The organism is Martinezella rhizogenes (assembly GCF_000799715.1).
Taxonomy (GTDB): domain Bacteria; phylum Pseudomonadota; class Alphaproteobacteria; order Rhizobiales; family Rhizobiaceae; genus Rhizobium; species Rhizobium rhizogenes_C.
In genome coordinates, this window is the sequence record NZ_JUHG01000002.1 from 187,591 (window position 1) to 203,174 (window position 15,584).

The following is a 15,584-nucleotide window of genomic DNA, read 5'->3' on the forward strand; positions in this document are numbered from 1 at the left end:
GCTAGATACCGGCACGACGCTTGGTTATCGCCTTCTCAAAGATGAGCTCCAGCTGGCGCGCGCTGTCCGTCCAGTCGAATCGAGCGGCATTCGGCCTTGCATTGTCAACAAGACGCGCATGAAGAACGTTGTCGGTAGCAAGGCTTTCCAGGCCGTTGCGAATCGATTGCACATCGTTGGGATCGACAAGAATGCCGGCTTTGCCGACAACCTCGGGCATGGAGGACGTATTGGACGTTAGCACCGGGATTCCCATCGCATTTGCTTCTATGATGGGAAAGCCGAAACCCTCATAAAGCGATGGCATCGCAAGAAATCGCGCATGGCTGTACAGTTGTGCAAGATCGGTATCGGGCACATAGCCGGTCAGTCGAACAGATGATTCAATCTGCAACTCCGCGATATGCCCTTTCAGATCGCCCAGCCTCCAGCCTTGGCCGCCGGCAAGAACGAGAAGAAATTGCTGTCGCGTGGATTGAGGCAAGGCCGCATAGGCTTGCAGCAGCCTCAGCAGATTTTTGCGGGGCTCGAGCGTTCCCACGAAAAGAATATAGGAGCGGTCGATCCCGAATGACGACAGCTCCTTCGGGGCGGCTGTGCCGCCAATAGCCGTCAGGCCGGGGTAGATAACGTTGAGCTTCTCGCCGCATCCGGGAAACTCGGTCTTCAGCACTTCGGCTGTTGCGGAGGAAACAGCAACGATCTCGTCGGCAACGGCCACCCCCGGCTTCATCAGCCAGCGATCGGCCATCCAGGTCTGCCAGCGCATGGTCGCGGCCATGTCTCGCCAGACGAGGTCATGAATCGTGATGACGCGGGGAATGCGGCGGTCGAGAAAAAACGGCAGACGGTGAGCAGGGCCCCAAAAAACGTCGATCCCGTCCTGCGTTGCACGGCGCGGCAGCTCCGTCTGCGCCCAGATCATCCGCCTTACTCCGCCAGGAAAGCGCGCGACGTGAAGTTTTGCCGCAGGCAGCTCTTTCGGGTCCCCATAGGGAGCTTCGGGCAAATAGAAATGCAGTTCATGGCCGAGCAGCGCGAGATGCCGGCTCATTTCCAGCAAGTACCGCCCGATCCCGGTCATGCTCGTTACAAAATTACGCGCATCGATGCCGATTTTCATTCGCGAGCTACCCATGTACCGCCGCATGGCGCGGTCTTGCCATCACAACGGGACCCGCAGCGAATTTCTCCACCAACCTGCCTTGCCCTGCGCAAGACCTATATCGGCGAAAACGCTGCCCTTCCGCTTGAATTTTGAAGGAATTTCGACTGCCATATAGAGGCTGTCGCCCGGTGGCAAGACGAATGGAATAGGAGATCCGTGATCGTCTCCAAACGTCGCGTCTCCATCTTTCGACAGGATACGATACCCCGCCGTCACGGCAAGCCCGGCATCCGGAGTGCCGATGCTCGACCACAATCCGGGAGACAGATTGGTAATGCGCACCACATATTTCAGCGCACCGCTGTCACTGGTCGTCGGCCCTTCCACCAGCTCTATGCTATGCCCGGTGTCACTGGGGCCTAGCGCCTCGCCCATTTTGGTGCTGCCTATATCGCTGATCGGAACATACAACCTGTCCGACTGTGGCCGGTATATCCGGTACCAATCGTCGGCAAGCACGACCCTCTGCAATTCCTCGGCGCTTTCCTTCCAGCTTATCCCGCCACCAGTCACTGTCACCGAAGACACGTCCACGATGACGGACTTATCCGCATTCGGGCCTGTATCCAGAAATGAGCGGATCGTCTTCGCAAGCGCCTCCGGCGAACCGGTGGTAAAGAAATGGCACTCTTGCCTGCTTGCGGTGACTTCGCGAAAGACCGGAATATCGCTGGCAATCACGGGCTTGCCGAAATGCCCTGCTTCAACGATAGGAAGGCCGAACCCCTCGGCATAGGAGGCTGCGATGAGTGCATCGCTACCGGTATAGGCTCTCTGCAGTTCTTCATCCGAAATACCGCTCAGCCAGACCAGCCGCTTTCCGTATTCGCGGTGCTTTTCGATACGCCGAACGAGATGCTCAACGCCCCATCCCGGCTTTCCGACGATCGTCAGCCCGATATCCATGCCATCATCCCACAGCCTTTCGAAGGCCTCCAAAGCAACGGCATGCCCCTTGCGCGGCTCGAGTGTGCCAACCATCAGGAACTCCGGGCGCTCATTGCGGCGAACGGGTGCGGCGTCAGCTGTAACGGTCGTCTTGGCGAAATCGGCGCCGAGGTGCCAATAGCCAATCTTCATCTCCCGTGGAAACTGGATCGCCTCAAGGATCGCGATCAGCTCATCGGCAACCGCTTTTGAAATGCAGATAAACGCATTCGAATAGGACAGGGCCGCCTGAAACCAATTGGAGAACATCGGCGGCATGCCGGGATCACAGAACCCCGGAAACCGCAACGGAACGGTGTCATAGAGGCAGGAGATGACCGTAGCGCCCCTTAGGCGGCCAGCGCGCAGCGTTGCATAGTGATGTCTGTAAAACTCCCAGGAGCTATCCAGCATCAAAATGCGGTCGTCCGCCGTAAACTCCAGCCGAGTGTCTTCCGTGAACGCTACCGCGCGCTCGGTTCTCTCCAGTGTTTTGGGAATGGCAAACCAGCCATCGAGCGAATCGCTAAAGGCGACGAGCCGTTCGACGCCATCGTCGCTTTCGCTCTTCCGTGTTGGAAGATTGGCGCAGATATTCGTGACAACGCGTTGGATGCCGGTCTTTTGATCCGTGCGATAGGTGGATGTCGCGTCGACGATCAGGCGCGGTCCGCTGGAGCTCGCAATCTCCGACCGGGCAAGTGTCTCCGCAACAAAATCCGCCGGAAGGTTCCTGTTTTCAAGGGCTTCCAGAGCCGCGCGCCGGGCCGGTAACATCTCTTCCGTTCCGTGGCTCTCTGTTGATTTTTGTGCCGAAACGTCTTGCATAGCGGCAATCGCAATGGCGGCGGATTTCGCCCAGCTGAATTCCGCAGCGCGGCAACGCTGCCTCTCGGCCTTGACCTTTGTGGCTTGCCGATTGGAAAGTGCCTGTTTCATGACCCGCGCCATGTCAGCTACATCCGCAGGGTCAAACAGGAACTCACGATCTCCGATAACCTCAGGCAGGGCGCCTGTATTCGACGCGATAACGGGCGTACCGCACGTCATGGCTTCCAGTGCGGTCAGGCCGAACCCCTCGAGCAACGAGGGTTGAATTGCCAGATCCGTTTCCTTGTAGAGTGCCACGAGTTCGCTATCCGTCACATGACCGACAGCCACGAAGTCCTGCTCGGGAAGCCCCAGCTTGCGCCATCTCTCCTCTTCTTCCTTCAGGAGAGATTTCGGGTGGTCGCCCGCCATCACGAAACTGTATTCGGCGCGCAGATCTGCCGGCAACTGCGCGAAGGCGGCGATTGCGGATTTTACGTTCTTTCGCCAATCCAGGCCGCCGACATAGAGGACGAAACGCTTCTCGGTTGGCCTGGGAAGCTTTGCTTCGGCATGGTCGACCGCATCCTGGAAATCTTTCGATATCCCCGCAAGCATGTTGATGGCGTGAGGGTTTCCAGAGATTTCGACGCATTCGCTGCGAGAGTATTCGGAAATACAAAGATTGAGATCGAATTGGGAATAAAGCGCGAGCCGCCGTTCATAGCACGCACGCGTCGCCGACGTCAGAAGATACTGCTGGGGATAGCGGTGAGGTATCGCGTCGTAGAAGATGGATGCGATCGGAACTCGCGAAATGTCATTGGGAAGAAGTGGAACGGCCCTGTCTCTCATCCCTTCGAAAGGGCTTGCGGAAAGGGCTATATCCGGATTGAGCGACGCCACATGATATGCCAGCGCGATCTCACTGAGCCGCCGCTTCTCGGAATAACCATCGATCCCTTCTCCATCTTCGGCAACGCCATGCCACATGAAGATATTATCAGGCTTTATCCATTGCTGAAGATGGTCACGGGCCGCGAGCGCGTCGAGCGGCATACCCGCGTTGAACGACACGAGAACGTCAACCTCTGGATGATTATCGATGATCCCAAGGAGCAATTCTTGCACATACCGCCCGATCCCTCGCCGCTTGCTTGCCGTCTGGAAGCACTGCCCATCAATCCATAAGCGCATCAGCGATGGTCTTTCATTTCGTATCCGAAATATTCTGAAGCAATGCAATCCATTTCACCGTAGCGCCCTTGGGCGCATCGATATGCCACTGGCCTACTTCGTCATTGTCCAGCGGGCCGCCCGCCGCGCCACCATATCCATGGGCTCTTGCTGCCGCCATGACCCTTCCCCCTACTCCGGGGAAACGCCGCACTAGGCGAAGACACTTGTCCTTCAACTCCGGTCTTTTGGAAAGCTCGCGAATAACCTTATCAAACAGGACCAGCGCAACGCGCCGCGGCAGTGCTTTTACCATGCTCAACGATAGATTCTCCGTCCGAAGCTGGTGGGTAACGCGCCACGAAAGACTATTGTGGTCTTATAACTGCCGCGCCAGCCATTTTCATGGATGGTCAGCGTACAACCCGGATCTTCCAATCGTCGAGCACATCGCCAAGCGTACGGCTCAACTCGATCTCCGGCTTCCAGCCGAAGGCTTTCAAAGCCGCCTCGTTATCCCCCGTGGCCACCGCGATTTCGGGGCCACGCAAGCGCTGCGGGTCGATCTCGACTTTCACCTTCAATCCGGAAAGTTCGATCAGCATGTCGAGTATCGACTGGATCTGCACAGACCGACCCGAGGACAGATTGAAGACGCCGCCAATATTATTCGACACGTCCTCCATCAGAGCAGCGTCGGCATAGGCACGCACGACATCCCGCACATTGAGAAAATCACGGAAGGCCGAGAGGTTTCCGACGCTGATGCGAGGAGGCTTGGCACCCACCGAAATCTCAGCAAGTTGCTTGGCAAACGCCGAGACGACATAAGCATCCATCTGGCCGGGTCCCGTATGGTTGAAGGGACGGAACCGGATGGATTTCAGTCCATCATAGGCAAGCTGCCCGACAAGTACGTCGGCCGCCGCTTTTGTTGCCCCGTAGACGTTCATCGGCTTGAGCGCCGCACTCTCTTTTACCGGCGCGTTTGCCGTGTCGATGAACGAAGCGCCGTAGGCTTCGGAACTGCCCACGAAGATGAAGCGCGCTTCAGGTGTGAGCTCCATCGTGGCATAGGCAAGATTCATGGTGCCTTGAAAATTCACATCCCAAGCCCGCTGCGGCAGCTTGCGGGCATCCGCAGGGGCTGCAATTGCCGCGAGATGAATGATCGCCGTCGGGCGGCTATCACGGATCAGGGTCATCACCTGACCTCGATCCGTGATATCTGTCTTCCAGTCCGACGCATCTCCCTGACCGGCGGTCAAAACCACCAGGTCAGAGCCGTATACCGGCCGCCGCTCGTCCAGTTCGCGTTGCAACCACGACCCGACAAAGCCGCTGGCGCCAGTAATGAGAATACGATGTTCTCTCGGCATGGGTGCCTCGTCATTCGGCCGGATAGCTTACTTGCTCAATCGCTTAAGATCAGCCTCGACCATTTCGACGATCATTTCTTCGAGGCCAATCTTGGGCTCCCAGCCGAATTTTTTCCGAGCCTTCTCCGGGTTGCCAAGCAGCACATCCACTTCCGCCGGACGGAAAAGTTCGGGATCGATCACGAGATGATCGTCCATCGTCAAACCGGCATGCTTGAAAGCAATGGCGCACATGTCGCGGACAGTGGTCGTGCGACCGGTCGCGATCACATAATCGTCGGCGACGTCCTGCTGCAGCATCAGCCACATGGCGCGGACATAGTCTTTCGAATGGCCCCAATCGCGCTTGGCATCGATATTTCCGAGCCGAAGCTCCTTTGCCAGGCCGAGCTTGATGCGTGCGACCGCGTCCGTCACCTTGCGAGTGACAAATTCGATGCCGCGAAGCGGAGATTCATGGTTGAAGAGAATGCCGCTGGACGCATGCAGGCCGAAGCTTTCGCGATAGTTGATGGTGATCCAATGGCCGTAAAGTTTGGCGACAGCATAAGGCGAGCGCGGATAAAAAGGTGTCTCCTCCGACTGCATCGGCTCCTGAATGAGCCCGTACATTTCGGAGGAGGAAGCCTGATAAAAACGAGCCTCCGGCCGCTCTATGCGGACAGCCTCCAGGACATTCGCCACACCGAGGCCCGTCACCTGACCGGTCAGGAGAGGTTGCTGCCAGGATGACTTGACGAAGGATTGAGCCCCGAGATTGTAGACTTCGTCCGGCTTCACATCCTTAATCGTTCTGATAAGGCCGGAAAGATCCAGAAGATCGCCATCGACAATTCGAACGTCGCGTTCGATGCCCAACCACTGCAGTCGGGTAAGGTTGACATCCGCGGTGCTGGAACGACGCGCAAGGCCGTGAACCTCATAGCCATTCTTCAGCAACAGCTCGGCAAGATAGGCGCCATCCTGACCCGTAATGCCCGTTACCAACGCTTTCTTCGCCAAGTTTCATCTCCATTCTTGCCGCATCCACATTACGCGGTGGCACCAAGTTCGCGGAACGCTACCGAGCGCGCCAGACTTGGCTATTGATTTTCTAGCGCCATTTAGCCCGTATAAGACCTAATGACAACGACCAAGAGCAATTTCGCTCTGAATGCGATCCTTCAGCAGCGCAAAAGCACTCACGGGAAATCGGTACACCAATCTCTTGTTCTATGCATCAATGCTTTACAAGACATCGGGGAAATTGAAGCTTCTTAAGCTGCTCAATCCAAACTTGCGGTCCGCGAGGTCCTTGCCCACACAAGTATGAAATCCGCTGATACAGATAAAAAGCACCGCCTTCGATCGTGCGGAGCCGACTACGGATCCACGCATCTGGCCAGAATATGAGCGTGCGTTGTCAGCTCACGGTGGAGCCCGTCAATTCGCAATAGAGGCGATAATATTCTGAACACATCTTCTCCGCCGTGAAGCATTCAAGATAGCGATTGCGCGCCGCGGCACCTAGCACGGCAACCTCTTTCTCGTTTTCCCAGATGGACTTCATTGCATTCGACAAAGCATCCACATCGTTCGGCGGCACCACAAACCCGGTCTCTCTATCCAGATTGACATAACTTGTCCCCGTACCGATCTCACACGAAATCATCGGCTTGCCGAACATTGCCGCTTCGACGAGAGAAAGCCCGAAGGCCTCTGAGCGAAGATGCGACGGAAACACGAACCCCGTACAAAGCTCGAGCAGGGCAATCTTGTCGCCATCTGACAACGATCCAAGAAAATGGATATTATTGGAATTTTGCCCTGCGGCCCGCTTCAGTTCCGCCTCCATCGGCCCATTGCCGACGATCACGACATCAAGACCATTGCGCCTCGCGGCCTCCAGCAAAATGTGGACTCCCTTATAATATCGCAGGACGCCGACGAATAAGAGGAAGCGATTGGGAAGCTTGTCGCGCCAACCGGCTAGCGTGGCTTCATCCGCCCTTGGATAGTCAGCTTCATCCAAGCCCAACGGGATAACGGTTGTCTTGGACTTGAACCTTTCCAGGACATCGCTCGACATAAGGTAATTGGGAGACGTCGCAACAATGCGGTCGACGCTTTTCAAAAAGCGAAACATCAACGGCTTATAGAATTGCAGCAGAACCTTCTGCTTCACGATGTCCGAATGATAGGTGACGATCGTCGGCTTTCCGGGGGGGACGGCAAGGTGGACGATGTCCATCACCGGCCACGGAAAATGATAATGGACGATATCTGCCCTGCTGCTCAATTCTCGAAAACGTCCAAACGCCTCGCGCGAAAAGCCGGTGGATGCGAATTCGAAATCGAGCTTGGCCTTGTGCGCCATATGACCATCGAATTCGACGCTGTTTTCCAACGGCGTTTTGCTGAGCGAGAGGACATCGGACTCAACGCCATACCTGGCGGTGCCCTTGGCAATCGCATGAATGGTCCGCTCGACTCCGCCGAATGTATCAGGCCAATATGTTTTGAAAAAATGTAGGACGCGCATTTTACTCCTGTATCGAAAACCAGTCGCTGCGTCACCTGGAGCAATTCCCGGAAAAGTGCGTAGCGGTTTTCCGTCCGGAATTGCGTAGAAACAGTAAGCTAGAGCATCCTTGGGCCTGGGAAAACACCCGAGCCTTACAACCTCTAGAGCAACGATCTGGATCTTTCATGGTCGCGGCACCGACATCCACTGCGCGTCGCCGGCCAAAAAGCCTTGCTCTACCGCCGCTGCTGAATTAATCCCGCGCATAATTTTCGGTCGTGCGATGACCGATCGACTTCTTGCGAAGGAAATTTCATTGGAATCTGGAAGTCTTTATAAGGTAGGTGACAACGACCAGCGCCCCTGGGGCACATGGCATGTGCTCGATATCGGGGATCGCCACGTCGTCAAACGCATTGTCGTGAACCCCGGCGAGCGGCTGTCGCTGCAGTATCACAACCATCGCTCGGAGCGTTGGACCGCTGTTTCGGGACATGGCATTGCCGAGATCGACGGGACCGAACACTCTCTGCAACTCGGGCATACGGTTGATATTCCGCTCAAGGCAACGCACCGGGCATCATGTACCGGCGATACACCGCTGGTTTTCATCGAGATCCAATATGGCGAGCTGCTTGATGAGAACGACATCATCCGGCTTAGCGACGATTACAACCGGGTCTGATATCGAAGCCGATATCAATCGAATAGCTCGGCATCCATTAGCAGCGGCTGCCGCTGATCCTTGGTGGAGAGCGTGAGCGCACCCACGGTTTTCCAGTCGATAGCGATCTTCGGATCGTCCCAGCGGATGCCGCGGTCGCTCTCCGGGGCATAATAATTGGTGGTCTTGTAGAGGAATTCGACGCGATCGCTCAACGTCAGGAAACCGTGGGCAAAGCCTTCCGGGATCCAAAGCTGACGCTTGTTTTCCTCCGACAGGAAAACACCGACCCACTGGCCGAATGTTGGAGATGATCGCCTGATGTCGACGGCGACGTCATAGACTTCGCCGGCCACGACCCGGACGAGCTTGGCCTGTGCGTGCGGCGGCAGTTGATAATGCAGGCCGCGCAGGACACCCTTGCCCGACCGGCTATGATTGTCCTGCACAAAGGCGACACTTCGCCCGATCGCCGTTTCGAACTTGGCCTGGTTGAAGCTCTCAAGAAAAAACCCGCGATCATCGGCAAACACCGTGGACTCGATGATCTTGACGTCCGGTATGGCAGTATCGATGGCTTTCATGTGTCTTCCCGCTTCACTCTGACCGCATTCAAGAGGCCGGCAAGGGCGCCGGCCGGCTGAGCGCGCCGCTAAAATATTTGTTCACGCAGAATTCCCAGAAGATACTGCCCATAGCCGTTCTTTTTCAATGGATCGGCGAGCGCCTCGACCTGGGAAGCGTCGATCCAATGGCTCCGGTAGGCAATTTCCTCGGGGCAGGCCACTTTCAGCCCCTGCCGGCTTTCGATGGTGGCGATGTAATGGCTCGCCTCCAGCATCGATTCATGCGTGCCGGTATCGAGCCAGGCATAGCCGCGCCCCATCATCTGCACGTCCAATTGCCCAGCATTGAGATAGTGCGCATTGAGATCGGTTATTTCCAATTCGCCGCGCGGCGAAGGGCGGATCGATTTTGCGACGTCGACGACATCGGCATCGTAGAAATAAAGCCCGGTCACGGCATAATTGCTCTTGGGCAGCTTCGGCTTTTCCTCAAGGCTGATCGCACGGCCCTGCCGATCGAATTCGACCACACCATAACGGTGCGGATCATGCACATGATAGGCAAAAACCGTAGCTCCGTTCTCCTTGTCGCTCGCCTGATGGAGAAGCTTGGCGAAGTCATGCCCGTAGAAGATATTGTCGCCGAGCACCAGGGCGGACGGCGCGCCATCGAGAAATTCCTCGCCGATGAGAAACGCCTGGGCAAGACCATCCGGGCTCGGTTGAACCGCATACTCAAGCTTGATGCCCCACTGGCTTCCGTCCTTCAGCAACTGCTCGAAGCGCGGCGTATCCTGCGGCGTCGAAATAATGAGGATCTCACGGATGCCTGCCAGCATCAAAGTCGTCAGCGGATAGTAAATCATCGGCTTGTCGTAGATCGGCAGAAGCTGCTTGCTGACGGCAAGGGTCGCGGGATAGAGGCGCGTGCCGGATCCGCCTGCGAGTATGATGCCCTTACGTGCTTTGTTCATGATCCACCGTCTCGTCTTGATTTCGCTTTTACAATCGGTCAGCCCATCAATTGCAATCGATAATTTCGACAGGCCCCGCGCATTTCAATGGGCGGCGGGAATAAGTCTCTCGAGGACGCCCGTCACGCCCTCCTGCCATACGGGAAGACTTAAGTCGAAGCGATCCATCAACCTGGCGCAGTTCAGTCTCGAATTCTGCGGCCGCTTCGCCGGTGTCGGGTAGTCGGCGGTCGGGATCGGCTTCAAGGCATCGAGCGTAAGCGCAAGCTTGACGTTCCTCGCCAATGCCTCGCGGACGATATGTGCCGCATAATCATGCCAGGACGTCGCGCCTTGCGCGCTCAGATGATAGGTACCCGACACATCCGGTGCTTCCGGAGCGCCGGCAAACTCGACGACCCTGCGCGTGACGTCGGCGATCAGCGCCGCCGATGTTGGCGCGCCGATCTGGTCGGCAACGATGTTCAGCGAGCTGCGCTCCTGCGCTAGGCGCAGGATGGTCTTGAGGAAATTGTTGCCGTGATGGCCATAGACCCAGCTTGTCCGCAGGATGACGTGACGAGCGCCAGAGGAACGCACCGCCTCTTCGCCCAGCCACTTGCTTTCGCCATAGACCGACTGCGGGTTGACCGGATCGGTCTCAACGTAGGCATCGGCCTTCGTGCCGTCGAAGACATAGTCCGTCGAATAATGTACGAGATAGGCGCCATGATCCGCAGCCCAGCGCGCCAGCACGCCTGGCGTCACCGCATTCACCGCCATCGCCTGCTCTCTTTCGCTCTCGGCGCGATCGACGGCGGTATAGGCTGCGGGATTCACAATGATACTTGGCTTATGCTCTTCAAGGACTGAGAGAATGCTCGCCTCATTCGCCAGATCCATCTCGGCACGCGTGACTGCCGTTACCGTACCCAATGGCGCGAGAGCGCGCTGCAATTCGAAGCCGACCTGCCCGTTGGCGCCGGTGACCAGGATTGAACTCACGGCTGAACCTCATATTGCTTGCCTACCCATTCGCGATAGGTACCGCTGGTGACATTCTTCACCCAATCCTCATTGGCGAGGTACCATTCGATCGTCTTGCGAATGCCGGTCTCGAAGGTTTCCTCCGGCTTCCAGCCCAATTCGCGCTCGAGCTTGCGCGCATCGATCGCATAACGGCGATCGTGGCCGGGCCTGTCTTTCACGAAGGCGATCTGGTCCTTGTAGCGGCCGCTGCCAGCCTTCGGCCGCAACTCGTCGAGGATGGCGCAGATCGTATGCACCACATCCAGATTGGGCTTCTCGTTCCAGCCACCGACATTGTAGGTCTCGCCGACCTTGCCCGCTTGAAGCACGCGGCGAATGGCGCTGCAGTGATCCTTGACATAGAGCCAGTCGCGGATCTGCTGACCGTCGCCATAGATCGGAAGGCTCTTGCCCGACAGCGCGTTCAGGATCACCAGGGGGATCAGCTTTTCTGGGAAATGGTAAGGGCCGTAATTGTTGCTGCAATTGGTGGTCAGGACCGGCAGGCCGTAGGTGTGATGCCAGGCGCGCACCAGATGATCGGACGCCGCCTTGCTCGCGGAATAGGGGCTGTTCGGCTCATATCGATGGAGCTCGTCAAACGGCGCTTCTTCCTTGGAAAGCGTGCCATAGACCTCATCTGTCGAGACATGCAGGAAACGGAACGCCTGCTTCTCGTCGCTCGGCAAACCGTCCCAGTAACTACGGACCGATTCCAGCAGGTTGAACGTGCCGACGACATTCGTTTGAATGAAATCACCAGGCCCGTGAATGGACCGGTCGACATGGCTTTCGGCGGCGAAATTGATGACGGCGCGCGGCTTATGCGTGGCAAGCAGATTGCCGATCAGATCGCGGTCGCCGATATCGCCATGAACGAACACATGACGATTGTTTCCTTGCAGCCCTTTGAGCGTGTCCAGGTTGCCGGCATAGGTCAGCTTATCGAGATTGATCACCGCTTCATCGAAGTGTTTCAACCAATCGAGAACGAAATTCCCGCCAATGAAGCCAGCGCCCCCCGAAACCAATATCGTCATTTCGCTTCTATTCCCACCCAGAATTATCTTAATACAATCACAGCTATCCAACCGATATTGCCAAGAAACGTTTGGCGATGAAGGCCAGACTTCTACAACGTCCACAAACGCTTTGAAAAGCTTTCTCTGCCAGTTTACTAAAATCGCCCCCGCATCAAAGTTTCGCCTCCGGTCCATTTTGCAAAAATGCAACCTGCGGACGGACTACAATCATAACACGTGTCACTGAGATCTATGCCGGGTTTGACCGCCTTTGCGGACCTGTCAAAAGTCCGGCGCCTCGCAGTTGTTCAAATCTCTGGGGCGTGGCGTGATTCCCGCTTGAAGGTCTCACGGCAAGATATTCGGGAGCGATAGCCGTTGTGCGATTACATCAGATTTACATGATACAACTTTTGAGATGATTTTATTTGCGAAATGTTTCCTAATATCGCTAAGTGTAAATTAGTGTTGCTGATTGGGGGAGTTCTATGAAAACACTGGCATTGAAGATTCCGCAGATTAAGCGTCTATGGGATGATCGGCTGAGCCTGATCTCAGAACGAGATTCCCTCACTGCCAAATTAGTTGCTGCCAATTCCGAAAACAGCCCTTTCTATCACTATGTGAGTTCATTCGATGCGATCGAGGTGATGAAGCGGCATGCTCGCAAAGCGCTGCTGCCAGCGCCCAATCACCGGACGAATTTCTTAGGCGTCAAGATATCGCCGAAATCCTTCCCGGGAATATTGGACGGAACGGAAGGTTCTGTCGAGCCAGTGCCGATCCCCGCCAACTGGCATGCGGATATCGCAGAATGGGCCGCCGCGCTCCGCGCTGTCGACCTGGCGAAAGGCACTTTCCGAGTGATAGAGCTCGGCTGCGGATGGGGATGCTGGTTGTTGAATACTGGCGCGGCGGCACGTCATGCTGGTCTCAAGGTTGACCTGATCGGCATTGAGGGCGACGGGGAGCATGTGAAGCTCGCTCATCAATCAATGGCTGACAACGGATTTAAAGAAAACGATTACAGGATTATTCACGGCATCGCTGCTGGGCAAAAAGGAAAGGCCCTATTCCCGGTGGTGGACAATGCGGGTGCCAAATGGGGATCGGAACCGATCTTCAATGCCTCCACCAAGCAGGTTGAGGATGCCGCCGAGACCGGAAGCCATGATATTCTGGACACGTATCCCATTTCGGAGTTGTCTGACGGAAAGATCGTGGATCTTCTGCATATCGACATACAAGGCGGGGAGACCGATTTCGTTGAATCCTGCCTTGGCGAGATCAACCGATATGTCCGCTACATCGTGATCGGCACCCATTCTCGCGCCATCGAAGGAAAGCTGATGGAAATCATGCTTGCCGCCGGCTGGCGTCTGGAAATGGAACGGGCCGCGATCATAAGGATTGATGGCGGCTCACCGCAGATCACTGTCGACGGTGTGCAAGGGTGGAGAAATCCCACCCTTTGAGATGACCACCTAATCCTAACCATGCTCGCCAAGCAAAGGCGACTTGCGAGACTGCAATCATCAAGGGATGCCCCTCGATCGCATTTGCTCAGACGGCACAGGCTGTTGGGAAAAGACCGGTGACATTGGTGACGGAGGTATCGTTCATCTCGGTAAACGTTGGCGAGACGGTCCACCCTCCGTCCGAGGAGAGCCGGCAAAAAGAAACCCGCCGAAACGGGTCACTCAGTTTGGGCGCTTATCACACAGCGATCTTGCGATTCTGAAAGCTCGCATATTCTTCTGATCCGACAATATGCCTTATAACTTCCGCAATCCCATCTGGTCCAGATACCGCTATGGGGCCGAACGATGCTATTCCGGTGGGGTCCGCATTGCGACCAAGCAAGGTTTGATACAATCCATGAATGATGGTTTCCGGCCCTATGGGAGGAAGAGCGGCAGCGGCAGCGACGTGAACGCCAGCGGTCTCCGGAGTTGGCTTTGCTTCGATCGGAATGTCGGGAAGCATAGCGTAACCGATAGACCCGTTCCGCAGTCCAATCTGGGGATAAACTGCCACATCGAGTCCAGCACGACGGAAGCAGGTTTGTATAAAAGCCTCCGACCAGCCGCTTTCAAACCAGCCAAACTTGTGAATGCAATAGACAGATAGATAGTCTAGCCTCATGCCCCAGTTCGGCCACCAGATTTCATTGACTGGCTCTCCGGCAAAAGCGATCTTCCCAGTTGGCGACAAGAAAGATTTTACGCGTTCAATCAGCTCCCATGGTTTGGATGCATGGTGAAGGCATTCATAAAACAGAATGAGATCATAAAACCCATCGGCTTCAAGGCTATCGAACTCCCCGTGACGCGCTCTGATATCATAATTGCGTGGGGCTGCGCGTAAATTGACCAGTTCGACAAACGGCGGATTGATATCGACCGCGTCGATCGTAGCGCCACAGAAAGCCATGATTTCGCTGGATAATCCCCATCCGCAGCCTAAATCCAGAACGCGCGCAGCGGGGGGCAAATTCGCAACCGTCATCACCGTTGATATCGTTCGCACATGACTCGATATCACGGTCGTGTTGTTTGAGAGATATGGATTTGCGCCTTGGGAATGCTTTATCGGATCAATACGTGTCAATTCCCCTGTCGTTGGCTCGAATGAGCGACTGGCTATTTCAATATAAAGGGCCATTTGTTGCGCAAAATACTCGTCCGAAAATGGGTCGAGGCTCCTGTCCACTTGCGTATCAAAAGTGAGCGAAAAATTCGCCATGGCCCGAATCGTATCTGGATGCTCCGGGCCGCCCAAACGATCGCACTCGGCGACGAAACGATCTAAATCTGAAACGTGCCATTCATTTGGTGAAATAGAAGTCATGCGTTGATTGCCCCCAATTGTATAATTCGCGCGGAATATTAAAGAACATCAAGTTTTTCAGTAGGATTGGCACAATTTTTCTATGCAACATATCCCACAGAGTCTTGCTGCTCATACGTTTCATGAATCTGTTTATCTAGGTTATATGCGACAAAACCTCATCAACTACGCGTCTCCGTTTCACGGGCGCTTTCGGAGCTTTCGCAGATTTTCCAGATTTCTTTCCCAGACATCGAGCCCCCGCAGTTGTCTGTTATCATGGAGCGCAAGGAATAGCAGGAGTCGCGCGAATGTCGATGGTGAGGGTTCTTGCTATGGTTATAGGCAACAGACATCGGATGCGAAGAGAGGACGTGGCCAGGCTCCAGACTACCATGCCAATTCATAGCCGACACTCCGTGACGCATCGATGCACTATGATCCGCAGCGCCCAATCCAGTAACGGATGAGCTTTCTGACGACAGGTCACGCGCCGATCGCTTCCACTCCGACAATTTGCTCAAGACACACAGTCAAGGCTGGCGATTCACGTCAACT

Annotated in this window: 13 protein-coding genes; 2 read left to right on the forward strand and 11 right to left on the reverse strand. The window is 55.7% G+C overall.

Going from position 1 to position 15,584, the window contains the following annotated elements; translation table 11 throughout:
• Position 1: 1 nt before the first annotated feature.
• The 6 genes from EX00_RS02080 to EX00_RS02110 all read right to left on the reverse strand — a co-directional run bounded on the left by EX00_RS02080 (position 2) and on the right by EX00_RS02110 (position 7,981).
• Positions 2 to 1,123, reverse strand: a complete 1,122-nt coding sequence (locus EX00_RS02080) for a glycosyltransferase family 4 protein (RefSeq protein ID WP_047453639.1) — start codon at positions 1,121 to 1,123, stop codon at positions 2 to 4.
• Between the two features lie 42 nt (positions 1,124 to 1,165).
• The gene (locus EX00_RS02085; protein WP_210165812.1) at positions 1,166 to 4,036 is read right to left on the reverse strand and encodes a glycosyltransferase family 4 protein; all 2,871 of its coding nucleotides are present in this window, start codon (positions 4,034 to 4,036) and stop codon (positions 1,166 to 1,168) included.
• Between the two features lie 79 nt (positions 4,037 to 4,115).
• The gene (locus tag EX00_RS02095; protein WP_155294003.1) at positions 4,116 to 4,403 is read right to left on the reverse strand and encodes a hypothetical protein; all 288 of its coding nucleotides are present in this window, start codon (positions 4,401 to 4,403) and stop codon (positions 4,116 to 4,118) included.
• Positions 4,404 to 4,494: 91 nt separating this feature from the next.
• Positions 4,495 to 5,460: a GDP-mannose 4,6-dehydratase gene (locus tag EX00_RS02100; RefSeq protein ID WP_047453643.1), complete on the reverse strand. Its 966-nt coding sequence runs from the start codon at positions 5,458 to 5,460 to the stop codon at positions 4,495 to 4,497.
• Between the two features lie 27 nt (positions 5,461 to 5,487).
• Positions 5,488 to 6,462 carry a GDP-mannose 4,6-dehydratase gene (gene gmd, locus EX00_RS02105; RefSeq protein ID WP_047453644.1) on the reverse strand — a complete coding sequence of 325 codons (975 nt, stop codon included), beginning with the start codon at positions 6,460 to 6,462 and terminating at the stop codon, positions 5,488 to 5,490.
• A gap of 400 nt (positions 6,463 to 6,862) precedes the next feature.
• Complete coding sequence (locus tag EX00_RS02110; protein ID WP_047453645.1) at positions 6,863 to 7,981, reverse strand: glycosyltransferase family 4 protein; 1,119 nt, start codon at positions 7,979 to 7,981, stop codon at positions 6,863 to 6,865.
• A gap of 265 nt (positions 7,982 to 8,246) precedes the next feature.
• Between EX00_RS02110 and EX00_RS02115 the strand changes: the two genes are divergently transcribed.
• Positions 8,247 to 8,648, forward strand: coding sequence for a phosphomannose isomerase type II C-terminal cupin domain (locus EX00_RS02115; RefSeq protein WP_234708950.1), 402 nt, complete (start codon positions 8,247 to 8,249; stop codon positions 8,646 to 8,648).
• A gap of 14 nt (positions 8,649 to 8,662) precedes the next feature.
• On the opposite strand, the gene rfbC is transcribed toward EX00_RS02115, so the two are convergent.
• The 4 genes from rfbC to rfbB form a co-directional block, all read right to left on the reverse strand.
• A complete protein-coding gene (gene rfbC, locus EX00_RS02120) occupies positions 8,663 to 9,211 on the reverse strand; it encodes a dTDP-4-dehydrorhamnose 3,5-epimerase (RefSeq protein ID WP_047453649.1) in 549 nt (182 codons plus the stop codon).
• A gap of 68 nt (positions 9,212 to 9,279) precedes the next feature.
• Positions 9,280 to 10,167: a glucose-1-phosphate thymidylyltransferase RfbA gene (rfbA, locus tag EX00_RS02125; RefSeq protein WP_047453650.1), complete on the reverse strand. Its 888-nt coding sequence runs from the start codon at positions 10,165 to 10,167 to the stop codon at positions 9,280 to 9,282.
• 84 nt (positions 10,168 to 10,251) lie between these two features.
• On the reverse strand, positions 10,252 to 11,151 hold the full coding sequence (rfbD, locus tag EX00_RS02130) for a dTDP-4-dehydrorhamnose reductase (protein WP_047453652.1): 900 nt from the start codon (positions 11,149 to 11,151) through the stop codon (positions 10,252 to 10,254).
• Positions 11,148 to 12,215, reverse strand: a complete 1,068-nt coding sequence (rfbB, locus tag EX00_RS02135; protein WP_047453654.1) for a dTDP-glucose 4,6-dehydratase — start codon at positions 12,213 to 12,215, stop codon at positions 11,148 to 11,150. Before rfbB ends, rfbD begins: the two co-directional genes overlap by 4 nt.
• A 470-nt stretch (positions 12,216 to 12,685) precedes the next feature.
• Between rfbB and EX00_RS02140 the strand changes: the two genes are divergently transcribed.
• Complete coding sequence (locus EX00_RS02140; protein ID WP_047453656.1) at positions 12,686 to 13,672, forward strand: class I SAM-dependent methyltransferase; 987 nt, start codon at positions 12,686 to 12,688, stop codon at positions 13,670 to 13,672.
• Positions 13,673 to 13,913: 241 nt separating this feature from the next.
• On the opposite strand, the gene EX00_RS02145 is transcribed toward EX00_RS02140, so the two are convergent.
• On the reverse strand, positions 13,914 to 15,047 hold the full coding sequence (locus EX00_RS02145) for a class I SAM-dependent methyltransferase (protein ID WP_080761187.1): 1,134 nt from the start codon (positions 15,045 to 15,047) through the stop codon (positions 13,914 to 13,916).
• Between the last annotated feature and the right edge of the window lie 537 nt (positions 15,048 to 15,584).

What these genes read in the sequence shown, in the direction of transcription:
- EX00_RS02110 (WP_047453645.1), bottom strand. Translation starts at nt 7,981, where the DNA reads ATGCGCGTCCTACATTTTTTCAAAACATATTGGCCTGATACATTCGGC.
- rfbA (WP_047453650.1), bottom strand. Translation starts at nt 10,167, where the DNA reads ATGAACAAAGCACGTAAGGGCATCATACTCGCAGGCGGATCCGGCACG.
- EX00_RS02145 (WP_080761187.1), bottom strand. Translation starts at nt 15,047, where the DNA reads ATGACTTCTATTTCACCAAATGAATGGCACGTTTCAGATTTAGATCGT.
- EX00_RS02080 (WP_047453639.1), bottom strand. Translation starts at nt 1,123, where the DNA reads ATGAAAATCGGCATCGATGCGCGTAATTTTGTAACGAGCATGACCGGG.
- rfbB (WP_047453654.1), bottom strand. Translation starts at nt 12,215, where the DNA reads ATGACGATATTGGTTTCGGGGGGCGCTGGCTTCATTGGCGGGAATTTC.
- EX00_RS02140 (WP_047453656.1), top strand. Translation starts at nt 12,686, where the DNA reads ATGAAAACACTGGCATTGAAGATTCCGCAGATTAAGCGTCTATGGGAT.
- rfbC (WP_047453649.1), bottom strand. Translation starts at nt 9,211, where the DNA reads ATGAAAGCCATCGATACTGCCATACCGGACGTCAAGATCATCGAGTCC.
- EX00_RS02100 (WP_047453643.1), bottom strand. Translation starts at nt 5,460, where the DNA reads ATGCCGAGAGAACATCGTATTCTCATTACTGGCGCCAGCGGCTTTGTC.
- EX00_RS02115 (WP_234708950.1), top strand. Translation starts at nt 8,247, where the DNA reads ATGACCGATCGACTTCTTGCGAAGGAAATTTCATTGGAATCTGGAAGT.